The organism is Acerihabitans sp., assembly GCF_036398755.1.
Taxonomy (GTDB): Bacteria; Pseudomonadota; Gammaproteobacteria; order Enterobacterales; family Enterobacteriaceae; genus Acerihabitans.
In genome coordinates, this window is the sequence record NZ_DASWOM010000107.1 from 52,040 (window position 1) to 74,769 (window position 22,730).

General features: G+C 54.7%; 19 protein-coding genes. 14 read left to right on the top strand and 5 right to left on the bottom strand.

All coding sequences use genetic code 11. From position 1 onward, the window contains the following. The first annotated feature begins 105 nt into the window (after positions 1-105). On the top strand, positions 106-321 hold the full coding sequence (gene rpmE / locus VGC33_RS17975) for a 50S ribosomal protein L31 (RefSeq protein ID WP_331122141.1): 216 nt from the start codon (positions 106-108) through the stop codon (positions 319-321). 131 nt (positions 322-452) lie between these two features. Here rpmE and VGC33_RS17980 read toward each other — a convergent pair whose 3' ends face one another. Continuing rightward, entirely contained in the window at positions 453-1,874 is a 1,422-nt protein-coding gene (locus VGC33_RS17980) for an ankyrin repeat domain-containing protein (RefSeq protein WP_331122142.1), read from the bottom strand. Between the two features lie 339 nt (positions 1,875-2,213). Further along, positions 2,214-2,531, bottom strand: a complete 318-nt coding sequence (metJ, locus tag VGC33_RS17985; RefSeq protein ID WP_331122143.1) for a met regulon transcriptional regulator MetJ — start codon at positions 2,529-2,531, stop codon at positions 2,214-2,216. 322 nt (positions 2,532-2,853) lie between these two features. On the opposite strand from metJ, the gene metB reads away from it, so the two are divergent. The 4 genes from metB (at position 2,854) to metF (ending at position 8,977) form a co-directional block, all read left to right on the top strand. Next, positions 2,854-4,014 carry a cystathionine gamma-synthase gene (gene metB, locus VGC33_RS17990; protein WP_331122144.1) on the top strand — a complete coding sequence of 387 codons (1,161 nt, stop codon included), beginning with the start codon at positions 2,854-2,856 and terminating at the stop codon, positions 4,012-4,014. Between the two features lie 2 nt (positions 4,015-4,016). Beyond that, the gene (gene metL, locus VGC33_RS17995; protein WP_331122145.1) at positions 4,017-6,452 is read left to right on the top strand and encodes a bifunctional aspartate kinase/homoserine dehydrogenase II; all 2,436 of its coding nucleotides are present in this window, start codon (positions 4,017-4,019) and stop codon (positions 6,450-6,452) included. Between the two features lie 223 nt (positions 6,453-6,675). Next, complete coding sequence (locus VGC33_RS18000; protein ID WP_331122146.1) at positions 6,676-7,887, top strand: ankyrin repeat domain-containing protein; 1,212 nt, start codon at positions 6,676-6,678, stop codon at positions 7,885-7,887. A gap of 169 nt (positions 7,888-8,056) precedes the next feature. Further along, a complete protein-coding gene (gene metF / locus VGC33_RS18005) occupies positions 8,057-8,977 on the top strand; it encodes a methylenetetrahydrofolate reductase (protein WP_331122147.1) in 921 nt (306 codons plus the stop codon). A 54-nt stretch (positions 8,978-9,031) separates the two neighbouring features. Here the strand turns inward: metF and ppc are convergent, their stop codons facing one another. Continuing rightward, positions 9,032-11,671, bottom strand: a complete 2,640-nt coding sequence (gene ppc, locus VGC33_RS18010) for a phosphoenolpyruvate carboxylase (RefSeq protein ID WP_331122148.1) — start codon at positions 11,669-11,671, stop codon at positions 9,032-9,034. A 262-nt stretch (positions 11,672-11,933) separates the two neighbouring features. Beyond that, a complete protein-coding gene (gene argE, locus VGC33_RS18015; RefSeq protein WP_331122149.1) occupies positions 11,934-13,085 on the bottom strand; it encodes an acetylornithine deacetylase in 1,152 nt (383 codons plus the stop codon). 220 nt (positions 13,086-13,305) lie between these two features. On the opposite strand from argE, the gene argC reads away from it, so the two are divergent. The 4 genes from argC (at position 13,306) to oxyR (ending at position 17,779) form a co-directional block, all read left to right on the top strand. After that, a complete protein-coding gene (argC, locus tag VGC33_RS18020) occupies positions 13,306-14,310 on the top strand; it encodes an N-acetyl-gamma-glutamyl-phosphate reductase (RefSeq protein WP_331122150.1) in 1,005 nt (334 codons plus the stop codon). A gap of 23 nt (positions 14,311-14,333) precedes the next feature. Further along, positions 14,334-15,110 (top strand): acetylglutamate kinase, encoded by a 777-nt coding sequence (gene argB / locus VGC33_RS18025; protein ID WP_331122166.1) that lies wholly within the window; start codon positions 14,334-14,336, stop codon positions 15,108-15,110. 176 nt (positions 15,111-15,286) lie between these two features. After that, on the top strand, positions 15,287-16,660 hold the full coding sequence (gene argH / locus VGC33_RS18030; RefSeq protein WP_331122151.1) for an argininosuccinate lyase: 1,374 nt from the start codon (positions 15,287-15,289) through the stop codon (positions 16,658-16,660). Between the two features lie 201 nt (positions 16,661-16,861). Next, complete coding sequence (gene oxyR / locus VGC33_RS18035) at positions 16,862-17,779, top strand: DNA-binding transcriptional regulator OxyR (protein WP_331122152.1); 918 nt, start codon at positions 16,862-16,864, stop codon at positions 17,777-17,779. Here the strand turns inward: oxyR and sthA are convergent. Beyond that, a complete protein-coding gene (gene sthA, locus VGC33_RS18040; RefSeq protein ID WP_331122167.1) occupies positions 17,762-19,162 on the bottom strand; it encodes a Si-specific NAD(P)(+) transhydrogenase in 1,401 nt (466 codons plus the stop codon). The two genes, oxyR and sthA, sit on opposite strands and share 18 nt — an antisense overlap. 205 nt (positions 19,163-19,367) lie before the next feature. Between sthA and fabR the strand changes: the two genes are divergently transcribed. From fabR to VGC33_RS18065, 5 genes are all read left to right on the top strand, one after another. Beyond that, a complete protein-coding gene (fabR, locus tag VGC33_RS18045) occupies positions 19,368-20,012 on the top strand; it encodes an HTH-type transcriptional repressor FabR (RefSeq protein WP_331122153.1) in 645 nt (214 codons plus the stop codon). A 5-nt stretch (positions 20,013-20,017) separates the two neighbouring features. After that, positions 20,018-20,389 carry a YijD family membrane protein gene (locus VGC33_RS18050; protein ID WP_331122154.1) on the top strand — a complete coding sequence of 124 codons (372 nt, stop codon included), beginning with the start codon at positions 20,018-20,020 and terminating at the stop codon, positions 20,387-20,389. A 227-nt stretch (positions 20,390-20,616) separates the two neighbouring features. Next, on the top strand, positions 20,617-21,114 hold the full coding sequence (locus VGC33_RS18055; protein WP_331122155.1) for a hypothetical protein: 498 nt from the start codon (positions 20,617-20,619) through the stop codon (positions 21,112-21,114). A gap of 246 nt (positions 21,115-21,360) precedes the next feature. Continuing rightward, positions 21,361-21,873: a hypothetical protein gene (locus VGC33_RS18060; RefSeq protein ID WP_331122156.1), complete on the top strand. Its 513-nt coding sequence runs from the start codon at positions 21,361-21,363 to the stop codon at positions 21,871-21,873. Positions 21,874-21,966: 93 nt separating this feature from the next. Beyond that, positions 21,967-22,476, top strand: a complete 510-nt coding sequence (locus tag VGC33_RS18065; RefSeq protein ID WP_331122157.1) for a hypothetical protein — start codon at positions 21,967-21,969, stop codon at positions 22,474-22,476. Positions 22,477-22,730 lie beyond the last annotated feature (254 nt).

Here is a 22,730-nt window from a genome sequence, read left to right on the forward strand (position 1 = left end):
TCGCCGCCTTTGGTGCTATTCGGCATTAGAGAAACTCAACTCCATTCGCGTGGTGTCCGGCGGAAGAAGACTGGATAGCGACGCGGCCTTACGACGAGGTTTTCCATGAAAAAAGATATCCATCCTAAATATGTAGAAATTACTGCAACCTGTTCTTGCGGTAACGTTATCAAGACCCACTCCACGCTGGGCCACGATATAACCCTGGACGTGTGCGGCGCTTGCCATCCTTTCTATACCGGCAAACAACGCGTTGCGGACACCGGTGGACGTGTAGATCGCTTCAACAAGCGTTTCAGCGTTCCGGTCAGCAAAAAATAATCAACTGACCGACAATAGAAAGATCACCCGGCGTGACTTTTGCCCGTTAACCAAGCCCCGGCCGTCAGGTTGGGGCTTGGTTTTTTAACGGGTGGGCACGTGTTCTCTTCCCCGTTTTATTGTGACCTCCTTTATAAACGCGCCGCGCCTGCCCGAACCTTTCTTTTGACAGCTTGCTTCAGCAACTCGATGATTGCGCCATTGCGCTGGATTTTTGCATAGAACAATGCGTTACAGCCATAATCAAAGCCTTCGATATCGGTAGCCGGCTCGTCAAGCAATCGTTTTACCGTCTGGGCATGGCCATTGAACACGGCGCAATGTAACGGGGTCCATCCGTCATCCCTGCGCACATTGATCTCGATATCGGGCTTGCGCAATAGCCTGTCTACCAGCAGGGTATCGCCTCGGGTCGCGGCATAATGCAACGCAGTCCAGCCTTCAGCCTGGGCGATATTGATATCGATCTCCGGCAACTCAATCAGGCAAACGGCGATATCGGTATGAGATAACGCCAGCGCGCTCAGCAAGGCCGTCCAGCCGAGGTTGTCGACAACGTTAGCGTTAATGCCGGGCGCGGCCAGCAATCGTTGTACGATGGGGCCGAGACCCTCGCTGACCGCGAAGTGCAGGGGCGTACGGCCATCGTTATCACAATGGTTCACATCAATGCCCGTCGTGTTCAGCAATTGCCCTATCACCGCTATTTTATTGTCAAGTATGGACTCAACAAAATGCTCGTGGCCGAGAGCCAGGGCGCCATAATGCAGCGCGGTCGCGCCAAGATTATCAGGGGCGTTAGCGTCAATCTCTTGTCTTGCCAGCAATAACTTCATCATAGAGACATGGCCGAACGCAGCGGCGCAATGCAGCGCCGTAGAACCGAGATTGTTACCGGCGTGGATATTGATGCCGGGTTGGGCAAGCAATTGAGCGCTGATAGCTTCATTATCCATCAGGGCGGCAAAATGCAGAACGCTGAAGTTATTCCAATCGGCGGCATTGACATCTATTCCCGGCAGCGCAAGCAGTTGTTTGACGATAGCGGAATGATTAAACCAGATCGCTTCCATTAACAGCGTCCTGCCATGTTTTTTTTCATTGAGCGTGGCTATATTCAACGCCATGGTCTGGTTATCAAGCGTGGCGCTATGCGACGCGGTGGCTTGGCAAAAGGGCACTATCCTCTTGTCTCCACAGCGGATATGCGCAAATATTTGCCGCTCCCGCGTCTCTTTTTTAATGCCCCGCAACGCAAACAACGCCTCGTCCCGGTAGAGACCTCCCAATTCCGCCATGCTAAGTAAATCGGCCAAGTCCAGGTAACTGAAAATAGCGGCCTTGATTTCGGAGGGCATGGCGGCCAACGATGACACTGGAGGCGGGTCGATATTTTTACAAGACATGTTATCCGGGCATGGCGAAATCGATTGTATTTTGCTGACGAAACGTTGAAGCGACACAGGGGGAGGGGCAGGAGACGATGGACGTTGGGCTGAGAAAAAAAGAATCGGAACAGGGATGCCGGGTAAAGCAAAATGAAGCGTATTCATAGTATTAAGCCCATGTGAAGTAAGGCTTTTATGATAATGGTTACCAAAGGGAATTCAGCCTTTTTTATCGCCGCCCTTGGGCGATAAAGGCCCGCCCCGGAAGGCCTCCGCTGGCGAGGAAATTTATTTAACTGATTTTTAATGATTTTTTTCTATTTATCACCAGCGAGAGTGAAAGAAGGGCTTCGCTTAATACGTTAATGCCCGTCAGTTAATAACCGGCAGGCTGCGACGGCACAGGGATTTATGCCTGGCAGGGTGTATGCCGACAACGATTCGCCTGGGGAGAACACAGGTAGCGCGAAGCTTTCACTACGCGCTGACCGTGACTGGGCGCGGCTAGTACTCCCAGGTGTCCGGATCGATGCCCATTTCGCGCATCAGTTCCTTGGCCGCCTCGGGGATTTCGTCGCTACGCTCTTTACGTAAATCGTTATCGTCAGGTAATGGCTGGCCGGTAAACGCATGCAGGAACGCCTCGCAAAGCAGTTCGCTGTTGGTGGCATGCCGCAGGTTATTGACCTGCCGCCGGGTTCTTTCGTCGGTAAGGATTTTCAGAACCTTCAGCGGAATGGATACCGTGATTTTTTTGACCTGCTCACTTTTTTTACCATGTTCAGCATAAGGGCTGACATACTCACCTTTCCATTCCGCCATGGGATACCTTAACTCTCATCAAATGAATAATATGCTAAAAACGAGCAGATTATGCCGTATCCGTCCGTTTCCCACTACCTGGTGTCCGCTTATTTTGCGACTTATCAACTTTTCCTATCACCCCGCCCTCGACCTTGCCGGGCGACTACGGTAAAAAGTCAGTTAGATTTTAACACTTAAAACCCGCATAATTTTAGCTGTTATTAATGCATTGCTCAATCTATACGCAAAGAAGTTTAGATGTCCAGATGTATTGACGTCTATCTCCGGGCGGTTTACTCTTTGACCTTCAAACTCACGCACACATTCAGGATGCGGATACATGACGCGCAAGCAGGCCACCATCGCAGTTCGCAGCGGGTTGAATAATGATGAACAGTTCGGCTGCGTCGTTCCCCCGATAACCCTTTCCAGCACCTATAACTTTACCGATTTCAACCAGCCGCGCGTTCATGATTATTCGCGGCGCGGTAACCCGACCCGCGATGTGGTTCAGCGCGCGTTGGCGGAACTGGAGGGCGGCGCGGGCGCGGTCATGACCAGCAGCGGTATGTCGGCGATACATCTTGTCTGTACGGTATTTTTGCAACCCGGCGACCTGCTGGTGGCGCCGCATGATTGTTATGGCGGCAGCTATCGCCTGTTTGACAGCCTGAGCAAACGCGGCGCGTACCGGGTCAAATTCGTCGATCAGGGGGATGAGCGGGCGTTGCAGGCGGCGCTTGACGAGAAACCCAAGCTGGTGCTGATCGAAACGCCCAGCAACCCGCTGCTGCGGGTGGTGGATATTGCCGCGATTTGCCAGCTCGCCCATCAGGCCGGCGCCTTGTGCGTGGTGGACAATACCTTTATGAGCCCGGCGCTGCAGCAGCCGCTGGCCCTGGGGGCCGATCTGGTGGTGCACTCCTGCACCAAATATCTTAACGGGCACTCGGATGTGGTGGCCGGCACGGTGATATCCAACGATCCGGCGCACGCCACCGAGCTTGCCTGGTGGGCCAATAACATCGGCGTGACCGGCGCCGCCTTCGACAGCTACCTTTTATTACGCGGCATCCGTACCCTGGCGCCGCGCATTCGCCAGCAGCAAAGCAATGCCCTGGAGATTGTCGCCTATTTGCAGCAGCAGCCGCTGGTGAAAAAATTATATTACCCCGGCCTGCCCGACAACGCGGGCCATGAAATCGCCCGTCGCCAGCAAAAAGGCTTCGGCGCCATGCTCAGTTTTGAAGTGAACGGCGATGAATCAGTGCTGCGGCGCTTCTTGTCCAGCCTGGAATTGTTCACCCTGGCGGAATCCCTCGGTGGGGTGGAAAGCCTGATTTCCCATGCCGCCACCATGACCCATGCGGGCATGGCGCCCGAGGCGCGCGCCGCGGCCGGTATATCAGAAACATTATTGCGGGTGTCCGTTGGCATCGAAGACAGCGAAGATTTAATTGCCGATCTGGAACAGGCTTTCCAGGCGGCGGCGAAGAGGTAGGTATGAGTGCTCTGGGAACGACGGTACGCTTGGCCGGCAGGCAACTGCACAAGTTTGGCGGCAGCAGCCTGGCCGATGTAAAGTGTTACCAACGGGTCGCCGGCATTATGGCCGACTACAGCCAACCCGGTGATTTGATGGTGGTCTCCGCGGCCGGTTCCACCACCAACCAGCTGATAAGCTGGCTCAAACTGAGCCAGACCGATCGTCTTTCCGCGCATCAGGTTCAGCAGACCCTGCGCCGCTACCAGCAGCAGCTGTTCGCCGGCCTGCTGCCGCCCGAACTTGCTGAACCGATGATGGCGGAATTTATCCGCGATCTGGAACGTCTGGCGGTATTGCTGGACGGCGCGGTCACCGATGCCGTTTACGCGGAGGTGGTCGGCCACGGCGAAATCTGGTCGGCGCGTCTTATGGCGGCGGTTCTCAACCGCCAGGATATGGAAGCGGTCTGGCTGGACGCGCGGGATTTCCTGCGCGCCGAGCACGCCGCCCAGCCGCAGGTCGACGAAGGGCTGTCATGGCCTTTAATGCAGCAGCTATTGGCGCAATACCCCGGCAAACGTCTGGTGGTGACCGGCTTTATCTGTCGCAACCAGGCAGGGGATACAGTGTTGCTTGGGCGCAACGGCAGCGATTACTCCGCCACGCAAATCGGCGCGCTGGCCGGTGTGGCCAGGGTAACCATCTGGAGCGACGTGGCCGGGGTCTACAGCGCCGACCCACGCAAGGTAAAGGATGCCTGCCTGCTGCCCCTGCTGCGCCTGGACGAAGCCAGCGAACTGGCGCGCCTGGCGGCGCCGGTATTGCATACCCGTACCCTGCAGCCGGTCTCGGGCAGCGATATCGATTTGTTACTGCGCTGCAGCTATCAGCCGGAACAGGGATCGACCCGTATCGAACGGGTGCTGGCCTCCGGCACCGGGGCGAAAATCGTCACCAGCCATGACGATGTCTGTCTGATCGAGCTGACCATCGCGCCGCAGCACGATTTTTCCCTGGCGCAAAAAGAACTCGATCTGGCCTTAAAACGCGCGCAAATCAAGCCGCTGGCGGTAGGCGTTCATCGCGATCGGCGTCTGTTGCAGCTGTGCTATACCTCCGAGCTGGTTCACAGCGTGTTCCAGACTCTGCAACAGGCTCAGTTGCCGGGCGAACTCAGGCTGCGCGAAGGCCTGGTGCTGGTGGCGATGGTCGGCGCGGGCGTCACCAAAAATCCGCTGCACTGCCACCGCTTCTATCAACAGTTGAAATACCAGCCGGTGGAATTTTTCTGGCAGGCGGAAGACGGCATCAGTCTGGTGGCGGTGTTGCGCATCGGTCCCACCGAACATGTGGTGCAGGGTTTACATACGTCGCTGTTTCGCGCCGAAAAGCGGATTGGCCTGATCCTATTCGGCAAAGGCAATATCGGCTCACGCTGGCTGGAGCTGTTTGCCCGCGAGCAGGAAAGCCTGTCGGCGCGCACCGGTTTTGAGTTTATCCTCAGCGGCGTGGTGGACAGCCGGCGCAGCCTGCTCAGCTATGACGGGCTGAACGCCAGCCGGGCGCTGGCCTTCTTTAATGATGAAGCCGTCGAGCAGGAGCCGGAAGATCTGTTTTTATGGATGCGCGCCCATCCCTATGATGATTTGGTGGTGCTGGACGTCACCGCCAGCGAAGCGCTGGCTGACCAATACCTGGATTTCGCCAGCTATGGTTTTCACGTTATCAGCGCCAACAAGCTGGCCGGCGCCTCCAGCGGCGATAACTACCGCCAAATCCGCGACGCCTTCGCCAAGACCGGCCGTCATTGGTTATATAACGCAACCGTGGGCGCCGGCCTGCCGGTCAACCATACGGTGCGCGACCTGCGCGACAGCGGCGACAGCATATTGTCCATCAGCGGCATTTTTTCCGGCACTCTTTCCTGGCTGTTTTTACAATTTGACGGCACGGTGCCCTTTACCGAACTGGTCGAACAGGCCTGGCAACAAGGGTTGACCGAACCCGACCCGCGGGTGGATTTATCCGGCCAGGACGTGATGCGCAAGCTGGTGATTCTGGCGCGCGAAGCGGGTTATGAAATCGAGCCGAACCAGGTGCGGGTGGAATCGCTGGTATCACCCGACAACGTGCCCGGATCGGTGGATCAATTCTTTGAGGACGGCCATGCCCTTAATGAACAAATGGTCCAACGTCTGGAGGCAGCGAATGAAATGGGTCTGGTGCTGCGCTATGTGGCGCGTTTTGACGCCAATGGCAAGGCGCGGGTTGGCGTTGAGGCGGTGCGTCCGGAGCATCCGCTGGCATCTTTACTGCCCTGCGATAATGTGTTCGCCATCGAAAGCCGCTGGTATCGCGATAACCCGCTGGTGATCCGCGGGCCGGGCGCGGGGCGGGATGTTACCGCCGGCGCCATTCAATCGGATTTGAACCGGTTGGCGCAATTATTATAATGCCATTCACGGGCGGAGAACTCCGCCCGTATCCTGCTGCTTAACATCACCTTTCATCGCACAGTATCCGCATCCGCTTAATGAAATGAGACATAACGTTAGCACAGATATTCTGTTGATTTTGTTTGATACTTTAAATTATCCTATTGTTCAGATATCATCAATTTGCCAATTTAGAAACATCATTTTTGTAAATCAACATTAGTAAATAAGGAATTGTTGCATGATGAATGGAGTCCATCAGGTGTATTCAGAAGTAAATAATATCTCTCAAGAATCTCATACTATTAGGCCAAAACATGACATTAATAATAATGGATTAAGATCATGTATTAATGCCAAAAATAGCGACAGTGAACTATTTTTTGATCGGTTGCCCAATGAAATCGTCGCCAAAATGTTGAGTTATTTACCCATGCAGGATTTGCTTAGGGTATCGGGTACCACGCCGGTCTTTGAGGCGGAGGCCCGGCGGGTATTAAAATTGTTAGATGGAAAAAACAAGGCGGAAGTGATTTTTCAAATGGTTGCCGGAGGCGATGTCAGCGCACTGCGCACTCTCGACGGTCTCGGCGAACCCTTGGGCGGCATCATCGATCTTGAAACGGGCAACACCCTGCTGCACGGGGCGATTAACGCTAACAGTGCCAGCGTAATGGATTACCTGCTCAAGGTGGAGGGAGTCAATGTCAATGCCATAAACCGGGCCGGACTCACGCCCTTGATCATGGCGGTAAAAAAAGGCCAATGCCTTGAGGTTAACGCTTTGCTTAATAGAACCGGCATTGAAATAAATAAAAGCTACAATGCTGTCAACAGTAATGGGAATAATCGCAGTTATGGGGAAATGGATTTCATATTTCATCTCCTGGAGGAAGATGCGGCCGGATCCACCGCCCTCCATTTTGCTGTTCATGGCGGTGATTTTGATATTTTAGATCTCATTTGTAGAAATGGAATGACCGATATTGACGCAGTTGATTATTATGGTAATACCGCCTTAATGAAAGCGATAATCAAGAAAGAAAACGGTATGGTCCGCCGAATGTTGGCTGGAAATGATATGGCGTGGTACCAGAATAATCACAAGGGCGGATTATTATTGCATATCGCCATTATCCGGGACAATATTGATATCTTGCCGGATCTATTAGGTAAAAATATCGACGTGAACAGATGTGACGGTCAAGGGAATACCGCCCTGCATTTTGCGGTCTTGCGGGGTTCATGGGAAGCCGCCCGCCTGTTGCTCTCATGCCCGGGGATAAATATCGATGCCCAAAATAGCGGCGAATGGTCCGCGCATAAAATGGCGTTGTCCCGCGGAAATACCCGCGTTGCCAGGCTGATAGAAGAAAGCGCGGCCCGGCAGCATAAAGGCCGGGTACCGGTTGAGCAGGGCAAGTGTGCGCAACATGAATATTTTTCACATTAAGTGAAGATTACTCCCCACTCCCCCTCATGATTTTGTTGACTCTGCTAACAATTTCCGTCAAATTCTATTTAGCCGTCTAAACGTATAGACGCACAAATAACAGACCGCAATGGACCGTCATCAGCGTAGTGTCTCCAGTAAACCCTTACATGCGTTAAGAGGAAAAGGTATGAGTTTTTTTCACGCCAATCAGCGGGAAGCCCTGAACCAAAACCTGGCCGAATTACAGGGCAGCATCAACGTCTCGTTTGAGTTTTTTCCTCCGCGCACCAGTGAAATGGAGCAGACGCTGTGGCAGTCCATCGACCGGCTAAGCGCCCTGAAACCCACCTTTGTCTCGGTGACCTACGGCGCCAACTCAGGCGAGCGCGATCGCACCCATAGCATTATCAAGGATATCAAGGAACGCACCGGCCTGGACGCCGCGCCACACCTGACCTGTATCGATGCGACGCCGGACGAGCTGAAAAAAATCGCCGAAGACTATTGGCACAGCGGTATTCGCCATATCGTGGCGCTGCGCGGCGATTTGCCGCCCGGCAGCGGCGCCCCCGCCATGTACGCCGCCGATTTGGTGACCTTGCTGAAAAAAGTCGGCGATTTCGATATCTCGGTGGCCGCGTACCCCGAGGTTCACCCGGAGGCGAAAAGCGCGCAGTCGGATTTGATCAACCTGAAAAAGAAAGTGGACGCCGGCGCCAGCCGGGCGATTACCCAATTCTTTTTCGATGTGGAAAGCTACCTGCGTTTTCGCGATCGCTGCGTGGCGACCGGTATTGATACTGAAATCGTACCCGGCATCCTGCCGGTGTCCAATTTCAAGCAGCTGCAGCGTTTCGCCGCCATGACCAATGTCAAGGTGCCGCACTGGATGACCAGCATGTTTGAAGGGCTGGACAACGACGCCGAAACACGCAAAATGGTCGGCGCGTCCATTGCCATGGACATGGTAAAAATCCTCAGCCGTGAAGGGGTGAAGGATTTTCACTTTTATACACTCAATCGCGCCGATTTAACCTATGCCATCTGCCATACTTTAGGCGTACGGCCGCAAACGGCAGCCAACACGACTATTCCCGCGCGGTTATAAAAAAACCGGACCCCAGCAGGTCCGGTTTTTGAGTATCGGGATCGCGGCCCGGGATTAACCGGTATTGCGCATTCCCGCCGCCACGCCGGCGATGGTCACCATCAGCGCCTGCTCCACCCGCGGATCCGGGTGCTCCTGCTGGCGCGAACGATGCAACAATTCAGCCTGTAGCACATTGAGCGGATCGGTATAGACGTTGCGCAGCGCAATGGACTCCGCTATCCAGGGCAGATCGGCCATCAGATGATCGTCATTGGCAATGGTCAGCACCACGTTGATATCGTCCGCCAGCTGCTTGCGCAGCTGCTTGCCCAGCGGCCAGAGCTTTTCTTCCACCAGACGCTGATCGTAATATTCCGCCAGCCACAAATCCGCTTTGGCGAACACCATTTCCAGCATGCCGATGCGGGTGGAAAAAAACGGCCAATCGCTGCACATGGCTTCCAGCTGATCCTGTTTCCCCTCTTCCACCGCTTTTTGCAACGCCGCGCCGGCGCCCAGCCAGGCGGGCAGCATCAGGCGATTTTGCGTCCAGGCGAAAATCCACGGAATGGCGCGCAGGCTTTCCACGCCGCCGGTGGGGCGCCGTTTGGCCGGGCGCGAGCCCAAAGGCAATTTGCCCAGTTCCTGCTCCGGCGTGGCCGAACGGAAATAGGGTACAAAATCGGGGTTTTCACGCACATAGCCGCGATACATATTGCATGACGTGGTGGAAAGATCGTCCATCAATGAACGCCACTCCTGCTTGGGTTCCGGCGGCGGCAGCAGGTTAGCCTCGAGGATCGCGCCGGTGTACAGCGCCAGGCTGCTTATCGCCACTTCCGGCAGGCCGAATTTAAAGCGGATCATTTCGCCTTGTTCGGTCACGCGCAGGCCGCCCTTCAGGCTCCCCGGGGGTTGTGACAGCAGGGCCGCATGGGCCGGCGCGCCGCCACGGCCGATGGAACCGCCGCGGCCATGAAACAGCGTCAGGGCAATACCCACTTTTTCGCAGGTTTTGATTAACGCATCCTGCGCCCGGTATTGCGCCCATGATGCCGCCATGACCCCCGCGTCCTTGGCCGAATCGGAATAGCCAATCATGACCATCTGCTTACCCTGGATAATGCCGCGATACCAATCAATGCTTAGTAATTGACTCATTACCTCATCGGCGTTATTCAAATCATCCAGGGTTTCAAACAACGGCGCCACCGGTAGGATAAACCGGCAGCCGGCCTCCTTTAGCAGCAAATGCACCGCCAGCACATCGGAGGGCGTTTTGGCCATGGAGATAACATAGGCGGCAATGGAACCTTCGGGCGCATCGGCGATGACCCGGCAGGTATCGAGCACTTCGCGCGTTTCGTCGCTGAGCTGGTAATGGCGGGGCAGCAGCGGGCGCTTGGAATTCAGTTCGCGAATCAAAAACGCCTGTTTATCGCTTTCCGACCAGCTTTCATAATCGCCCAAGCCCAGGTAACGGGTCACTTCGCTTAACGCTTCGGTGTGCCGGGTACTTTCCTGGCGTACGTCAATGCGCACCAGATGAATGCCGAAACACTTGATACGCCGCAGTGTATCCAAGAGCTGGCCGCTGGCGATAATGCTCATGCCGCAGGCTTTCAGCGACTCGTAACAGGCAAACAAGGGCGCCCAAAGCTGATCGTTATGTTCCAGCAGATCTTCCGGGGGCAGCACCAGCTCGCCCCTGAGTTTCGCCGACAGCCAGTTCTGGGTGCTGATAAGCTGAGAACGCAGGCGCTTCATGATGACCCGATAGGGTTCCTGTATCTCGTCGCCACCTGCCAGTACCCGCAGCTCCGGCGTACATTCCGTCATCGATAATTCAGAAACCAGCACCTGGACGTCGCGGATAAACAAATCGGCGGCTTTCCAGCGGCTGAGCATCAATACCCGCCGGGTGATATCGGCGGTAACGTTGGGATTACCGTCGCGGTCGCCACCCATCCAGGAGGTAAAACGCACCGGCACGTTTTCCACCGGCAGTTTATAACCAAACACCGTTTCCAACTGTTCGTTCAGTTCGCGCAAATATTGCGGCACGCCATCCCACAGGCTGTTTTCCACATTGGCGAACCCCCATTTTGCCTCGTCCACCGGCGAAGGGCGATTTTTGCGGATTTCGTCGGTATGCCAGTATTGGGACACCAACTGGCGCAGGCGGCGCATAATCTGTTTACGCTCATAATCCGCCAGATCGCTGTGATCCAGCTGTTTCAGGCAGCTGTTGACTTCTACCATCATATGGATCAGGGTGCGGCGGGCAATTTCGGTGGGGTGGGCGGTTAATACCAGCTCGATTGACAGTGACTCCACCGCGGCGCGGATATCTTTATCGTCCAGCGCTTTATTTTCTTTCAGGCGGGCAAATACCTTGCCCAAGCCTTCGGGGTTGTTCGCCGCCTCGCCATGGGGCGAAATCACATGAAATTGTTCAGCGGTATTGGTCAGGTTTAAAAACTGACTAAACGCGCGGGCAACGGGCAGCAGCTCGTCATTGGATAAATTCTGTAAAGTGGAAAGCAGTTCCTGGCGATGGGTTTCGCTGCCCGCACGGGAGGATTTTGACAACTTGCGGATGGTCTCCACCTTATCCAGGATATTCTCGCCCATCGCATCTTTTATGGTGTCGCCCAGAAGTTTCCCGAGCATACTAACGTTGCTTCGCATTGCCGAATATTGTTCGTTCATAAGGACCCTGATCCAACTCACCTGAAAATTTATTTCACCCGAATGACGTAAATCACCCACCCTTATCTAGCCATGTATCCATTCATACGTCAAATGACATCAATCCACGTCAGAATACCTACATATCGCGTCAATTCGTGAAAGTTAACAGCATGTATCAATTATAAGAAAAACTTATCGCCAAGGCCTTAACATCCCCTTTCGGGGATAAATTTCATGCTGATCAATCGCCGCGGAATGGGGAGAAAAGAGCGGGCGGTTCTCATTGCAGGCAAAAATGTCGTATCACTTGGGAAAGGAGCTCCCGCGTCGGTTTAATAAAGGCCGTATCGAGATATTCGTCGGGCTGATGCGCCTGTTTTATCGATCCCGGGCCTAATACCAGGGTAGGGCACAGTTGCTGGATAAACGGCGCTTCGGTACAGTAATTGACCACATCGGTTTTGACCCCCAACAGTGTTTCCACCACGTCCACCAGGCGATGGTCCGCCGGGCATTCATAGCCGGGGATGGGCGGATGCAGGGCGGCAACGGTTATCCGTCCCGGCCAGCGCGCGCTTACCGGCGCCAGGGCCTCGGTCAGTAACCCGTCCAGATCGCCGAGCGTCAGGCCGGGCAACGGACGTATATCCATATGCAGCTCGCAGCAGCCGCAAATGCGATTAGCGGAATCGCCGCCGTGTATATGGCCGAAATTCATGGTCGGATAGGGGATATCGAAGGCCGGATGATGGTAACGCTCCTGCAACGTATTGCGCAGTATCATCAGGTGGGAAATGGCCTCGTGCATCAGTTCGATGGCATTGACGCCCAGGCTCGGGTCGCTGGAGTGGCCAGATTGGCCCTGGATGCGCACCGCATTGGAGATATGGCCCTTATGGGCGCGCACCGGCCGCAGCGAGGTCGGTTCGCCGATAATGGCGCAATCCGGGCGCAGCTCGCTGGACTGGGCGAAATAACTGGCTCCCGCCATACTGGTTTCTTCATCGGCGGTGGCGAGGATGTATAATGGTTTTTGCAGCCTGCTGGCATCAATATCGCGCAGCGTGTCGAGGATAAAGGCAAAAAAGCCTTTCATATCGGCGGTACCCAGGCCATACAGCTTGTTATTCTCTTCGGTCAGGGTAAAGGGATCGCGGGTCCAACGTCCGTCGTCGAACGGGACGGTATCGGTGTGTCCCGCCAGCAGCAGCCCGCCGGCGCCGGCGCCGATGCGGGCCAGCATATTGAATTTGTTGCGTGTGCCCGGCACCGGCTGGATCTCGACCTGGAAACCCAGCGTGGTGAACCAACCCGCCAGCAGATTGATTAAGGTCTGATTACTTTGATCCAGGGCGCTGTCGGTGGCACTGATGGACGGAGTCGCGATCAGGGCGCGGTACAACTCCATAAACGGGGGTAATTTTGTCTTCACTGTTGACAGCCTTTAGTTTGGATAGTATCAATAATCATGCAATAATAGTGAATAAAAATACAATAACGTTGAGTGTAAAGTAAACGGATAAATACCAGACTACTACGCTTGACCTCGCGGGTGAACAGCGAATAGTTGCTTAAGCACCGACTTAGGCGACAAAGAATTGCTGGAGAGCCCTTCTCGTCGTGATAGCAAATCAAGAAGGTGAACAAAAGTCATGCTGAATACGCTGATTGTCGGTGCCAGCGGATATGCCGGAGCCGAGCTTGCGGCTTATCTAAACCGTCACCCGCATATGAACATAACCGCTTTGGCGGTTTCAGCGCAAAGTGCGGATGCCGGGAAGTTATTGTCCGAACTGCATCCCCAGTTCAAAGGCGTGGTCGATTTACCGCTTCTCCCCCTGACCGACGTCGGCGCCCTGGCGAAAACGGTGGACGTGGTGTTTCTCGCCACCGCCCACGAGGTCAGCCACGACCTGGCGCCGGTATTCCTGGCCGCCGGCTGCGTGGTGTTCGATCTCTCCGGCGCGTTTCGCGTCAACCAGGCGTCGTTCTACAGCCAGTACTATGGTTTTGAACATCAGCATGCCGAGTGGCTGGCGAAGGCGGTCTACGGCCTGGCGGAATGGCAAGGCGAGGCGTTGCAGCAGGCGCAGCTGGTGGCGGTCCCCGGCTGTTATCCCACCGCGTCCCAACTGGCGCTCAAGCCCCTGGTGGACGGCGGGCTGCTCAACGACGCGCAGTGGCCGGTAATCAACGCCGTCAGCGGCGTCAGCGGCGCGGGCCGTAAAGCGTCGCTCGCCGCCAGCGTCTGCGAGGTCAGCCTGCAGCCCTATGGTATCTTTAACCACCGTCACCAGCCGGAAATCGTCGCCCATTTGGGCATTCCGGTGATATTCACCCCACATCTGGGTAATTTTGCCCGCGGCATCCTCGCTACCATCACCTGTCGCCTGAACGCGGGCGTCACGGCGGGCGATGTGGCCGAATCCTACCATACTGCCTATCACGATAAGCCCCTGGTACGGTTATATGATAAAGGCGTGCCGGCGCTGAAAGCGGTGGTGGGGCTGCCGTACTGCGATATCGGCTTTGCGGTGCAGGGCGAGCATTTGATTGTGGTGGCCACCGAAGATAATTTATTAAAAGGCGCGGCCGCGCAGGCAGTACAATGCGCTAATATCCGCTTTGGTTTTGCACAAACGCAGGCGCTTCTTTAACGGCTGGCAACGAGGTATTAAACATAATGAATCCGTTAATTATAAAACTGGGTGGCGTGCTGCTTGATAGCGAAGAGGCGCTGGAGCGCCTGTTTTCGGCATTGGACAGCTATCGCGCGCAGCATCAACGTCCGTTGTTAATCGTCCATGGCGGCGGCTGCCTGGTGGATGAGTTAATGAAAAAACTGGCCCTGCCGGTGACCAAGGTCAACGGCCTGCGGGTTACGCCTGCGGACCAGATCGATATTATCACCGGGGCGCTGGCCGGCACGGCGAACAAGACCCTGCTGGCCTGGGCGAAAAAACATGCCATCCCGGCGGTCGGGCTGTGTCTGGGCGATGGCGACAGCGTGGAGGTTACCGAGCTTGATGAGAAACTCGGCCATGTCGGCAAGGCGCGGCCGGGTTCGCCGGCGTTGCTGAACACCCTGCTGGGCGCCGGATACCTGCCGGTTATCAGTTCCATCGGCATCACCGCCCAAGGCTTGCTGATGAACGTCAACGCGGACCAGGCCGCCACCGCCCTGGCCGCCACCTTGGGGGCCGATCTGATCTTATTGTCCGATGTCAGCGGCATTCTCGACGGTAAAGGCCAGCGCATTGCCGAAATGACCGCCCATAAAGCGGAGCAATTGATAGCGCAAGGGATTATTACCGACGGCATGATAGTGAAAGTCAACGCGGCGCTGGACGCGGCCCGCACGCTGGGCCGTCCGGTGGATATCGCCGGCTGGCGTCATGCGGAGCAGCTGCCGGCGCTGTTTAACGGTGAATCCCTCGGCACGCGCATTCTGGCCTGAGTTTGCCGGCGGGTTACCGGCCGGGCGGCACGCCTGGCGCGGCCAATCGCGGGCATGGGCGTCCAGGGCCATGTTCCGCGGCATTTCCAGGGGGAAGCCGGTTCCGGCATCCCCTTCATCATTCCTGCAAGCGCGCGGCGACGATCGCGCGCCGGCAAAACTAATGGAGCACGGTTATGGCACTTTGGGGCGGACGGTTCAGCCAGGCGGCGGATCAGCGGTTTAAATCATTTAATGACTCGCTGCGTTTTGATTACCGGCTGGCGGAACAGGATATTATCGGTTCGGTGGCCTGGTCGAAAGCGCTGGTTACCGTTGGGGTGCTGACGGTGGATGAACAGCTGCGCCTGGAAGAAGCCCTGTCTTTTCTTCTGGAGGAAGTCAGCGCCGCGCCCGAATCCATCCTGACCAGCGACGCCGAGGATATCCATAGCTGGGTGGAACAACGTCTGATAGAAAAGGTCGGCGACCTGGGCAAAAAGCTGCATACCGGACGTAGCCGCAACGATCAGGTGGCCACCGATCTCAAACTATGGTGCAAGATGCAGGTTGCGGAACTGCTGGTTGCCGTGCGCCAGTTGCAAACCGCGCTGGTGGCCACGGCGGAGGTCAATCAGGATGCGGTGATGCCGGGTTATACTCACCTGCAACGCGCCCAGCCGGTAACCTTTGCCCATTGGTGTTTGGCCTATGGCGAAATGCTGGCGCGCGACGAAAGCCGCCTGCAGGATACCTTGACACGTCTCGACGTCAGCCCGCTGGGTTCCGGTGCGCTGGCCGGCACCGCCTATCCCATCGATCGCGATCAACTGGCCGGCTGGCTGGGTTTTGCCACCGCGACCCGCAATAGCCTGGACAGCGTCTCCGACCGCGATCATGTGCTGGAACTGTTGTCCAACGCCGCCATCAGCATGGTGCATCTCTCGCGTTTTGCCGAAGATCTCATCTTGTTTAACAGCGGCGAGGCGGCGTTTATCGAATTATCCGATCGGGTCACCTCCGGCTCGTCGCTGATGCCGCAAAAGAAAAACCCCGACGCGCTGGAGCTGATACGCGGTAAATGCGGCCGGGTGCAGGGCGCGCTCGCCGGCATGATGATGACGCTGAAAGGATTGCCGCTGGCATATAACAAGGATATGCAGGAAGACAAGGAAGGCCTGTTCGACGCGCTGGATACCTGGCTGGATTGCCTGCATATGGCCGCGCTGGTGCTGGAAGGGCTACAGGTGAAGCGCGCGCGTTGCCGCGAGGCGGCGCAGCAGGGCTACGCCAATGCCACCGAACTGGCCGATTACCTGGTCGCCAGGGGCATTCCTTTTCGTGAAGCGCACCATATCGTCGGCGAGGCGGTCGTTGAGGCGATACGCCAGGGTAAAGCCCTGGAAGCGCTGGATCTGGTGGACCTCCAGGCGTTCAGCCCGGTCATCGGCGAGGATGTTTATCCGGCCCTGTCGCTGCAGTCCTGCCTGGACAAACGCTCGGCAAAAGGCGGCGTTTCGCCGCAGCAGGTGGCCGCGGCCATAGCCGAGGCGAAAAGCCGGTTGGCGTAAATATCAGGCGGCTTGCTGGAAGAAGGTTTCCAGTGCTTCGGGCCGCCGATATGGCATCCGCGGATAAACACGGAAAAATGGCGTAAACAGCAGATCATAGGGCACGGGTATTATTATTAATAATAACTATTGATAGGAATAATCGTTGATTGCTATTCTATCTATCGACGCGAACTATCGCGGCCCTGAGGATTTTATTGCATGAATATTCGCGATCTTGAGTATTTGGTGGCCTTGGCCGAACACCGTCATTTCCGGCGGGCGGCCGATGCCAGTCATGTCAGCCAGCCGACCCTGAGCGGCCAGATTCGTAAGCTGGAAGATGAGCTGGGCGTAATGCTGCTGGAACGCACCAGCCGCAAGGTGCTGTTCACCCAAGCCGGTTTGCTGCTGGTGGATCAGGCGCGCACGGTACTGCGCGAAGTGAAGATACTGCGCGAGATGGCCAGCCAGCAAGGGGAATCCATGTCCGGTCCCCTGCATATCGGCCTTATCCCCACCGTCGGTCCTTATTTGCTGCCGCATATTATCCCGACGCTGCATGAGACCTACCCCAAGCTTGAAATGTACCTGCATGAGGCCCAGACCAGCCAGTTGCTGCAGCAGCTTGACAGCGGCAAACTCGATTGCGCCATCCTGGCGCTGGTAAAAGAAAGCGAAGCCTTTATCGAGATTCCGTTATTCGATGAACCGATGCAGCTTGCGGTTTACGCCGACCACCCGTGGGCGGATCGTGAACGCGTGCCGATGTCTGATTTGTCGGGGGAAAAGCTGCTGATGCTGGAAGACGGCCATTGCCTGCGCGATCAGGCGCTGGGCTTCTGCTTCCAGGCCGGCGCCGATGAGGATACCCATTTCCGCGCCACCAGCCTGGAAACGCTGCGCAACATGGTCGCGGCCGGTAGCGGCATCACGCTACTGCCGGCGTTGGCGGTGCCTAACGAACGTAAGCGCGACGGCGTTTGTTATATCAAATGCTATAAACCCGAGCCCAAACGCACCGTGGCGCTGGTATACCGTCCCGGCTCGCCGTTGCGCGCCCGCTATGAACAACTGGCCGAGTCGATACGAACCCATATGCAGGCATATATGGGCACCGATTTAAAAGAGGCGGTTTAACCCGTTAAGCGCCGCCACCCGGAAGGCTTCCGCCATGGTGGGATAGTTAAAGGTGGTATTAACGAAATAATCGATGGTATTGCCTTCGCCTTTCTGTTCCATAATCGCCTGGCCGATATGGATTATCTCCGCCGCGCGCTCGCCAAAGCAGTGGATGCCCAGGATTTGCCGGGTATCGCGGTGAAAAAGGATTTTCAGGCTGCCGACATTCATGCCGACGATCTGCGCGCGCGCCAGATGCTTGAACTGCGCGCGCCCCACTTCGTAAGGCACTTTCAAAAGCGTTAATTCCTGTTCGGTTTTACCTACCGAGCTGATTTCGGGAATGGTGTAGATGCCGGTGGGAATATTTTCAATCAGCTGTACATTGGCCTGGCCTTTGATAATCACCTGCGCGGCAATACGCCCCTGGTCGTAGGCGGCCGAGGCAAGGCTTGGGTAACCGATAACATCGCCGACGGCGTAGATATGCGTCAGCGCGGTCTGGTACATGCTATTGACTTTAATCAGCCCCCGGCTGTCCGCCTCCAGCCCGACGTTGGCCAGCGACAGCGAGTCGGTATTGCCGGTGCGCCCATTGGCATACAACAGGCAGTCCGCGCGCATCCTTTTGCCGGAACGAAAGTGGACTTCCACGCCATTTTCGGTGCCTTCGATCTTTTCATATTCTTCGTTATGGCGAATCACCACGCCGTTTTCCCAAAAATGGTATGACAGCGCATCGGACATTTCCTGATCGAGAAACGCCAACAGCCGGTCACGCGTATTGATCAGATCCACTTTAACGTTCATGCCGCGGAAGATGGACGCATATTCACAGCCAATCACGCCGGCGCCATAAATGATCACATGTTGTGGATCATGCTTCAAATCCAGGATGGAATCGCTGTCATAAATACGCGGATGGGTAAAATCGACATCATTCGGATGATATGGCCGGGAACCACAGGCGATAACGATATGGGCCGCGCTGAAATGCTCGGCGGTATTATCCGGATATTGCACCTTGACCGTATGGGCATCGACAAAAGTAGCGTCGCCGGTAATGATCCTGCACTGATTACGCTCATAAAATCCCTGGCGCATGCGGATCTGCTGTTTGATCACGCTATCCGCGTGGTGCAGGATATCGGCGAAGCTGGCGCGCGGCAGATGCTGATTTCCGTTATAAAGCGGGTTTTGGTTAAATTCGATAATCCTGCTTACCGCCTGGCGCAACGCTTTGGAAGGAATCGTCCCCCAATGGGTACAGCCGCCGCCGACGCTATTATAGCGTTCGATAACCGCCACGCGGGCGCCCTGTTTCGTCAATCCCATGGCGGCGCCTTCGCCACCCGGGCCGGAACCAATAATAATGGCATCGTAATCGTACTGTGGTTGCATACCGGCTTGGCCTATATTCATACAAAATCACAACGTCAATGTAACATTGTAGACCGGAGATCCCAATCTTCCCCGCCTTTTTTCCAGGCCTCGGTTACCGAGGGCAAATAACATTACGTCAAAATTCGCAGTTTGTATCAACGCGGTTGCAACAAATTTTGATATAGTGGCATCTTAATCCGTTATGTGGGGGCAGGGCAGGACTATGGGCGTCAGAGCGCAACAAAAAGAGCGGACCCGTCGTTCCCTTGTCGAAGCAGCCTTCAGCCAGTTAAGCGCCGAACGGAGTTTCGCCAGCCTGAGCCTGCGTGAGGTAGCACGCGAAGCCGGCATCGCGCCCACCTCGTTTTATCGCCATTTTCGCGATGTAGACGAATTGGGCCTGACCATGGTGGACGAAAGCGGCCTGATGCTGCGCCAACTGATGCGCCAGGCCCGTCAGCGTATCGCCAAAGGCGGCAGCGTCATCCGCACCTCGGTGGCCACCTTTATGGAGTTTATCGGCAATAACCCCAACGCCTTTCGCCTGCTGCTTCGCGAGCGTTCCGGCACCTCAGCCGCTTTTCGCGCCGCCGTCGCCCGGGAAATACAGCACTTTATCGCGGAGCTGGCCGATTACCTCGAGCTGGAAAACCATATGCCGCGCAGTTTTACCGAAGCGCAGGCGGAGGCGATGGTCATCATCGTCTTCAACGCCGGCGCCGAAGCGCTTGATGTGGACGCCAATCAGCGCAGGCAGCTCGAAGAACGGTTGGTGCTTCAGTTACGCATGATTTCGAAGGGGGCGTTTTACTGGTATCGCCGGGAGCAGGAAAAGGCCACCGCCCTCTCTTTTGACGCAGGCAGGTAGATCACATGACGACACAACCCCTGGGCGATAAAGGTACCCTGCTGCTGGCGGTGATTGCCGGCTTGTCCATTAACGGTTCTTTTTCGGCGCTGTTCAGCGCCATTGTGCCCTTTTCCATTTTTCCGCTGATCTCGCTGGTGCTGTCGGTTTACTGCCTGCATCATCACTACCGCGATCGCGCCATGCCGGAGGGTTTTCCCTCCCTGGCGGCGGCAAGTTTTCTGCTGGGCCTGTTAATGTATAGCGCTATTATCCGGGTGGAATATCCGGTGATCGGCTCCAACTTTATTCCGGCGATCCTAATGGTGGCGCTGGTGTTCTGGATCGGGCGAAAATTGAAGCGCCTGCAACGTATCGGCCGCGACAAGGATTTGTAGCGTTTGATTCATTCAGATGCATGTAATATTTGGAATAATTAAATTATTTAGCCATATTTTTCAGGCTGAATTATCGTTCTCAACGCTTGTGCGGTTATTGATAAAATTTAATAAAGTTAAGCCCTATGTTTTAGTGCTGTTTATTTTCATATGCTAGCTTACATTATCGGACAGCTTTTATAGCTGTCGTCATTAAGTCATTTGGTTTTTCCGCATAGGAGATTTCCATGCCTGCAATAAGTATTCAAGACTCTACTGTTTACATAAATATATCATCTCATGCTCGCAAAGACAACGCCGGCGGCATGCAGACCGGTTTCGAAAATTTTATCCGGTTATTCAAGCAAGCGGCCAACGGTAGTAGTACGATTAACTTTGTTAAAACGACCATACTGATTATTGCTTCGGCTGCGGCCATAGGCGCGCTTGTCAAAGGCCTGAGCGCCGTGTCATCAGGCGAAAGCCTCGGTACGGCGTTAACCAGTACCGAATCCTATAACACGAACTCCAATTCCCAGGGATTAAAAATAGGTCTTGCCGCAGGCACGTCCATCGGGTTTATTGTTGGCGATGGCCTTTGTAAACGAAGAATTATAATTAACAGGGAACGCGAGGGGCTGTCCATGCGTGATATATGTAATTATCAAAACGGCGTACTGAACGGTGTCTTATTGGCCGCTTTAATCCTGGTACTGATTGAAATGGGGCAGCGTATCGGTCTATGAAATGGTGTAGACGTGTGTAACGTCGCATGCCAGGGTCTGTTTATATTCATTAAGGCCACATTGGACAATATAATTTTTTAACCCGATAATATTGTAATTAATATTATTTTATATTTTATTGGGTTTATCTATAACCGACTTTCGGTTGATGAAAGAGTAATATACGGAAAAATAGTAATGTCCTTATGTTGTATGTGGCTGTGTTATGTTCAAAGGAATATAGGATGTAAGAAACGGGAGGTCCTTGTGCCGGAATCATTGGTTCCACCATTCGCCGTTATACAAATGAGCGCCGCGGAAAATACTGACAGCGATAGCACTGAACGATTATCCAATACATACCGATGGATTAACGCTTTTAGCGGAGCTATTAACCGCCCTTTTCCCCGTGTTAAAAAAATCGCCTTCGCCACATTATCTTTAGCGGTTGCGTTAAGCGCCGTTGAGTTGACCCGGCGGCTGATATTCGCTTCGGTTCAGGATATCAGCAAGCCTCCTCCCCTCACAGACCAGGATGTTAGGGGACTGAAGGGAGAAATAATGGGCGTGGGATTGTTCTTCGGTGTGGCGGGCGGCGGCGGCGCGGGAGTTGCAACCGGCCATGCGCTTAAATTATTTGCCTCTCTTTGTCGCGCGGACCAGCAATATCCCCAGGATGTTATCTTTTGCAGCACCGCGTTGGGGCTTTTATCCGGTGCGTTGGGCGGTGTGGCTTACACTAATTTTGTCGACATTACGTTGGACACTATCACCCCATAATATAAAACAGTGCAGCCTGATTGTCATTTTCATATATTTAATGGTTATTAATCATAGCTGCCAGTATTCATATAAATTTTACCAGGAGCCGTTATGCCAATTTCTTATAATCCTATTGCGTCCGAGCCCGCTTTCACCAGCTTAACTCTTTCTAACGCTGATGGCGCCGGTGGGCAGGTTCAAGATAATCCTGGGATGAAATCCAGGATTATCAATTCACTTCAGCGTACGGCTAACACTGTCCAGCCGTTGATAAGGCCTATCTGTATTCTAACGCTTTCCATGGCCTCGGTTGGCATCACCGTCTTTACTCAAAGGCTGATTGCCGCTTCCATACGTGATATAAGCCGTCCTTTGCCCGTTTCACATATTGAAGAGTCAAGGCTGGAACATGCATGCCGTAACATAGGCACTGAGTTAGGTACCATCGGCGGCGCCGCCAGCGGTTTAACCCTCGGCGGTGGTATTGCATTATACAAAAAAAATATGGCGCCTCATTTGGCTGTTGGACTGTCAGTCATTGGCTGTACTGCAATCGGAGCCATATCAGGCATGATATATTCGTTCTATGTGGAGAATTTACCCGAGGCTGTGGACAATTGAACCCGTTTTATCCTCTGATAACTGTAAATAGCATTTCAATGAAGGTGTGACAGAATTTTGATTCTTGCGGCGGTTCAATAAAGTAGCATCTGAAAAGACTTCTATTTCAGACATTCTTATCAATTTTTAGCCAACCTCATGGTCGTATTGCAAGCGGGGGTTCTATCGTGGCGGGAGGCGGACGGATAACATTTCTTATGAAGTGCGACATAAGGTAAATGTTATCCGCCCTAAGGAGCTTATTTAGAAAATAA

Coding starts and splice junctions, on each gene's coding strand:
- rpmE (WP_331122141.1), top strand. CDS start 106: ATGAAAAAAGATATCCATCCTAAATATGTAGAAATTACTGCAACCTGT.
- VGC33_RS17980 (WP_331122142.1), bottom strand. CDS start 1,874: ATGAATACGCTTCATTTTGCTTTACCCGGCATCCCTGTTCCGATTCTT.
- metJ (WP_331122143.1), bottom strand. CDS start 2,531: ATGGCGGAATGGAAAGGTGAGTATGTCAGCCCTTATGCTGAACATGGT.
- metB (WP_331122144.1), top strand. CDS start 2,854: ATGACGCGCAAGCAGGCCACCATCGCAGTTCGCAGCGGGTTGAATAAT.
- metL (WP_331122145.1), top strand. CDS start 4,017: ATGAGTGCTCTGGGAACGACGGTACGCTTGGCCGGCAGGCAACTGCAC.
- VGC33_RS18000 (WP_331122146.1), top strand. CDS start 6,676: ATGATGAATGGAGTCCATCAGGTGTATTCAGAAGTAAATAATATCTCT.
- metF (WP_331122147.1), top strand. CDS start 8,057: ATGAGTTTTTTTCACGCCAATCAGCGGGAAGCCCTGAACCAAAACCTG.
- ppc (WP_331122148.1), bottom strand. CDS start 11,671: ATGAACGAACAATATTCGGCAATGCGAAGCAACGTTAGTATGCTCGGG.
- argC (WP_331122150.1), top strand. CDS start 13,306: ATGCTGAATACGCTGATTGTCGGTGCCAGCGGATATGCCGGAGCCGAG.
- argH (WP_331122151.1), top strand. CDS start 15,287: ATGGCACTTTGGGGCGGACGGTTCAGCCAGGCGGCGGATCAGCGGTTT.
- oxyR (WP_331122152.1), top strand. CDS start 16,862: ATGAATATTCGCGATCTTGAGTATTTGGTGGCCTTGGCCGAACACCGT.
- sthA (WP_331122167.1), bottom strand. CDS start 19,162: ATGCAACCACAGTACGATTACGATGCCATTATTATTGGTTCCGGCCCG.
- fabR (WP_331122153.1), top strand. CDS start 19,368: ATGGGCGTCAGAGCGCAACAAAAAGAGCGGACCCGTCGTTCCCTTGTC.
- VGC33_RS18050 (WP_331122154.1), top strand. CDS start 20,018: ATGACGACACAACCCCTGGGCGATAAAGGTACCCTGCTGCTGGCGGTG.
- VGC33_RS18055 (WP_331122155.1), top strand. CDS start 20,617: ATGCCTGCAATAAGTATTCAAGACTCTACTGTTTACATAAATATATCA.
- VGC33_RS18065 (WP_331122157.1), top strand. CDS start 21,967: ATGCCAATTTCTTATAATCCTATTGCGTCCGAGCCCGCTTTCACCAGC.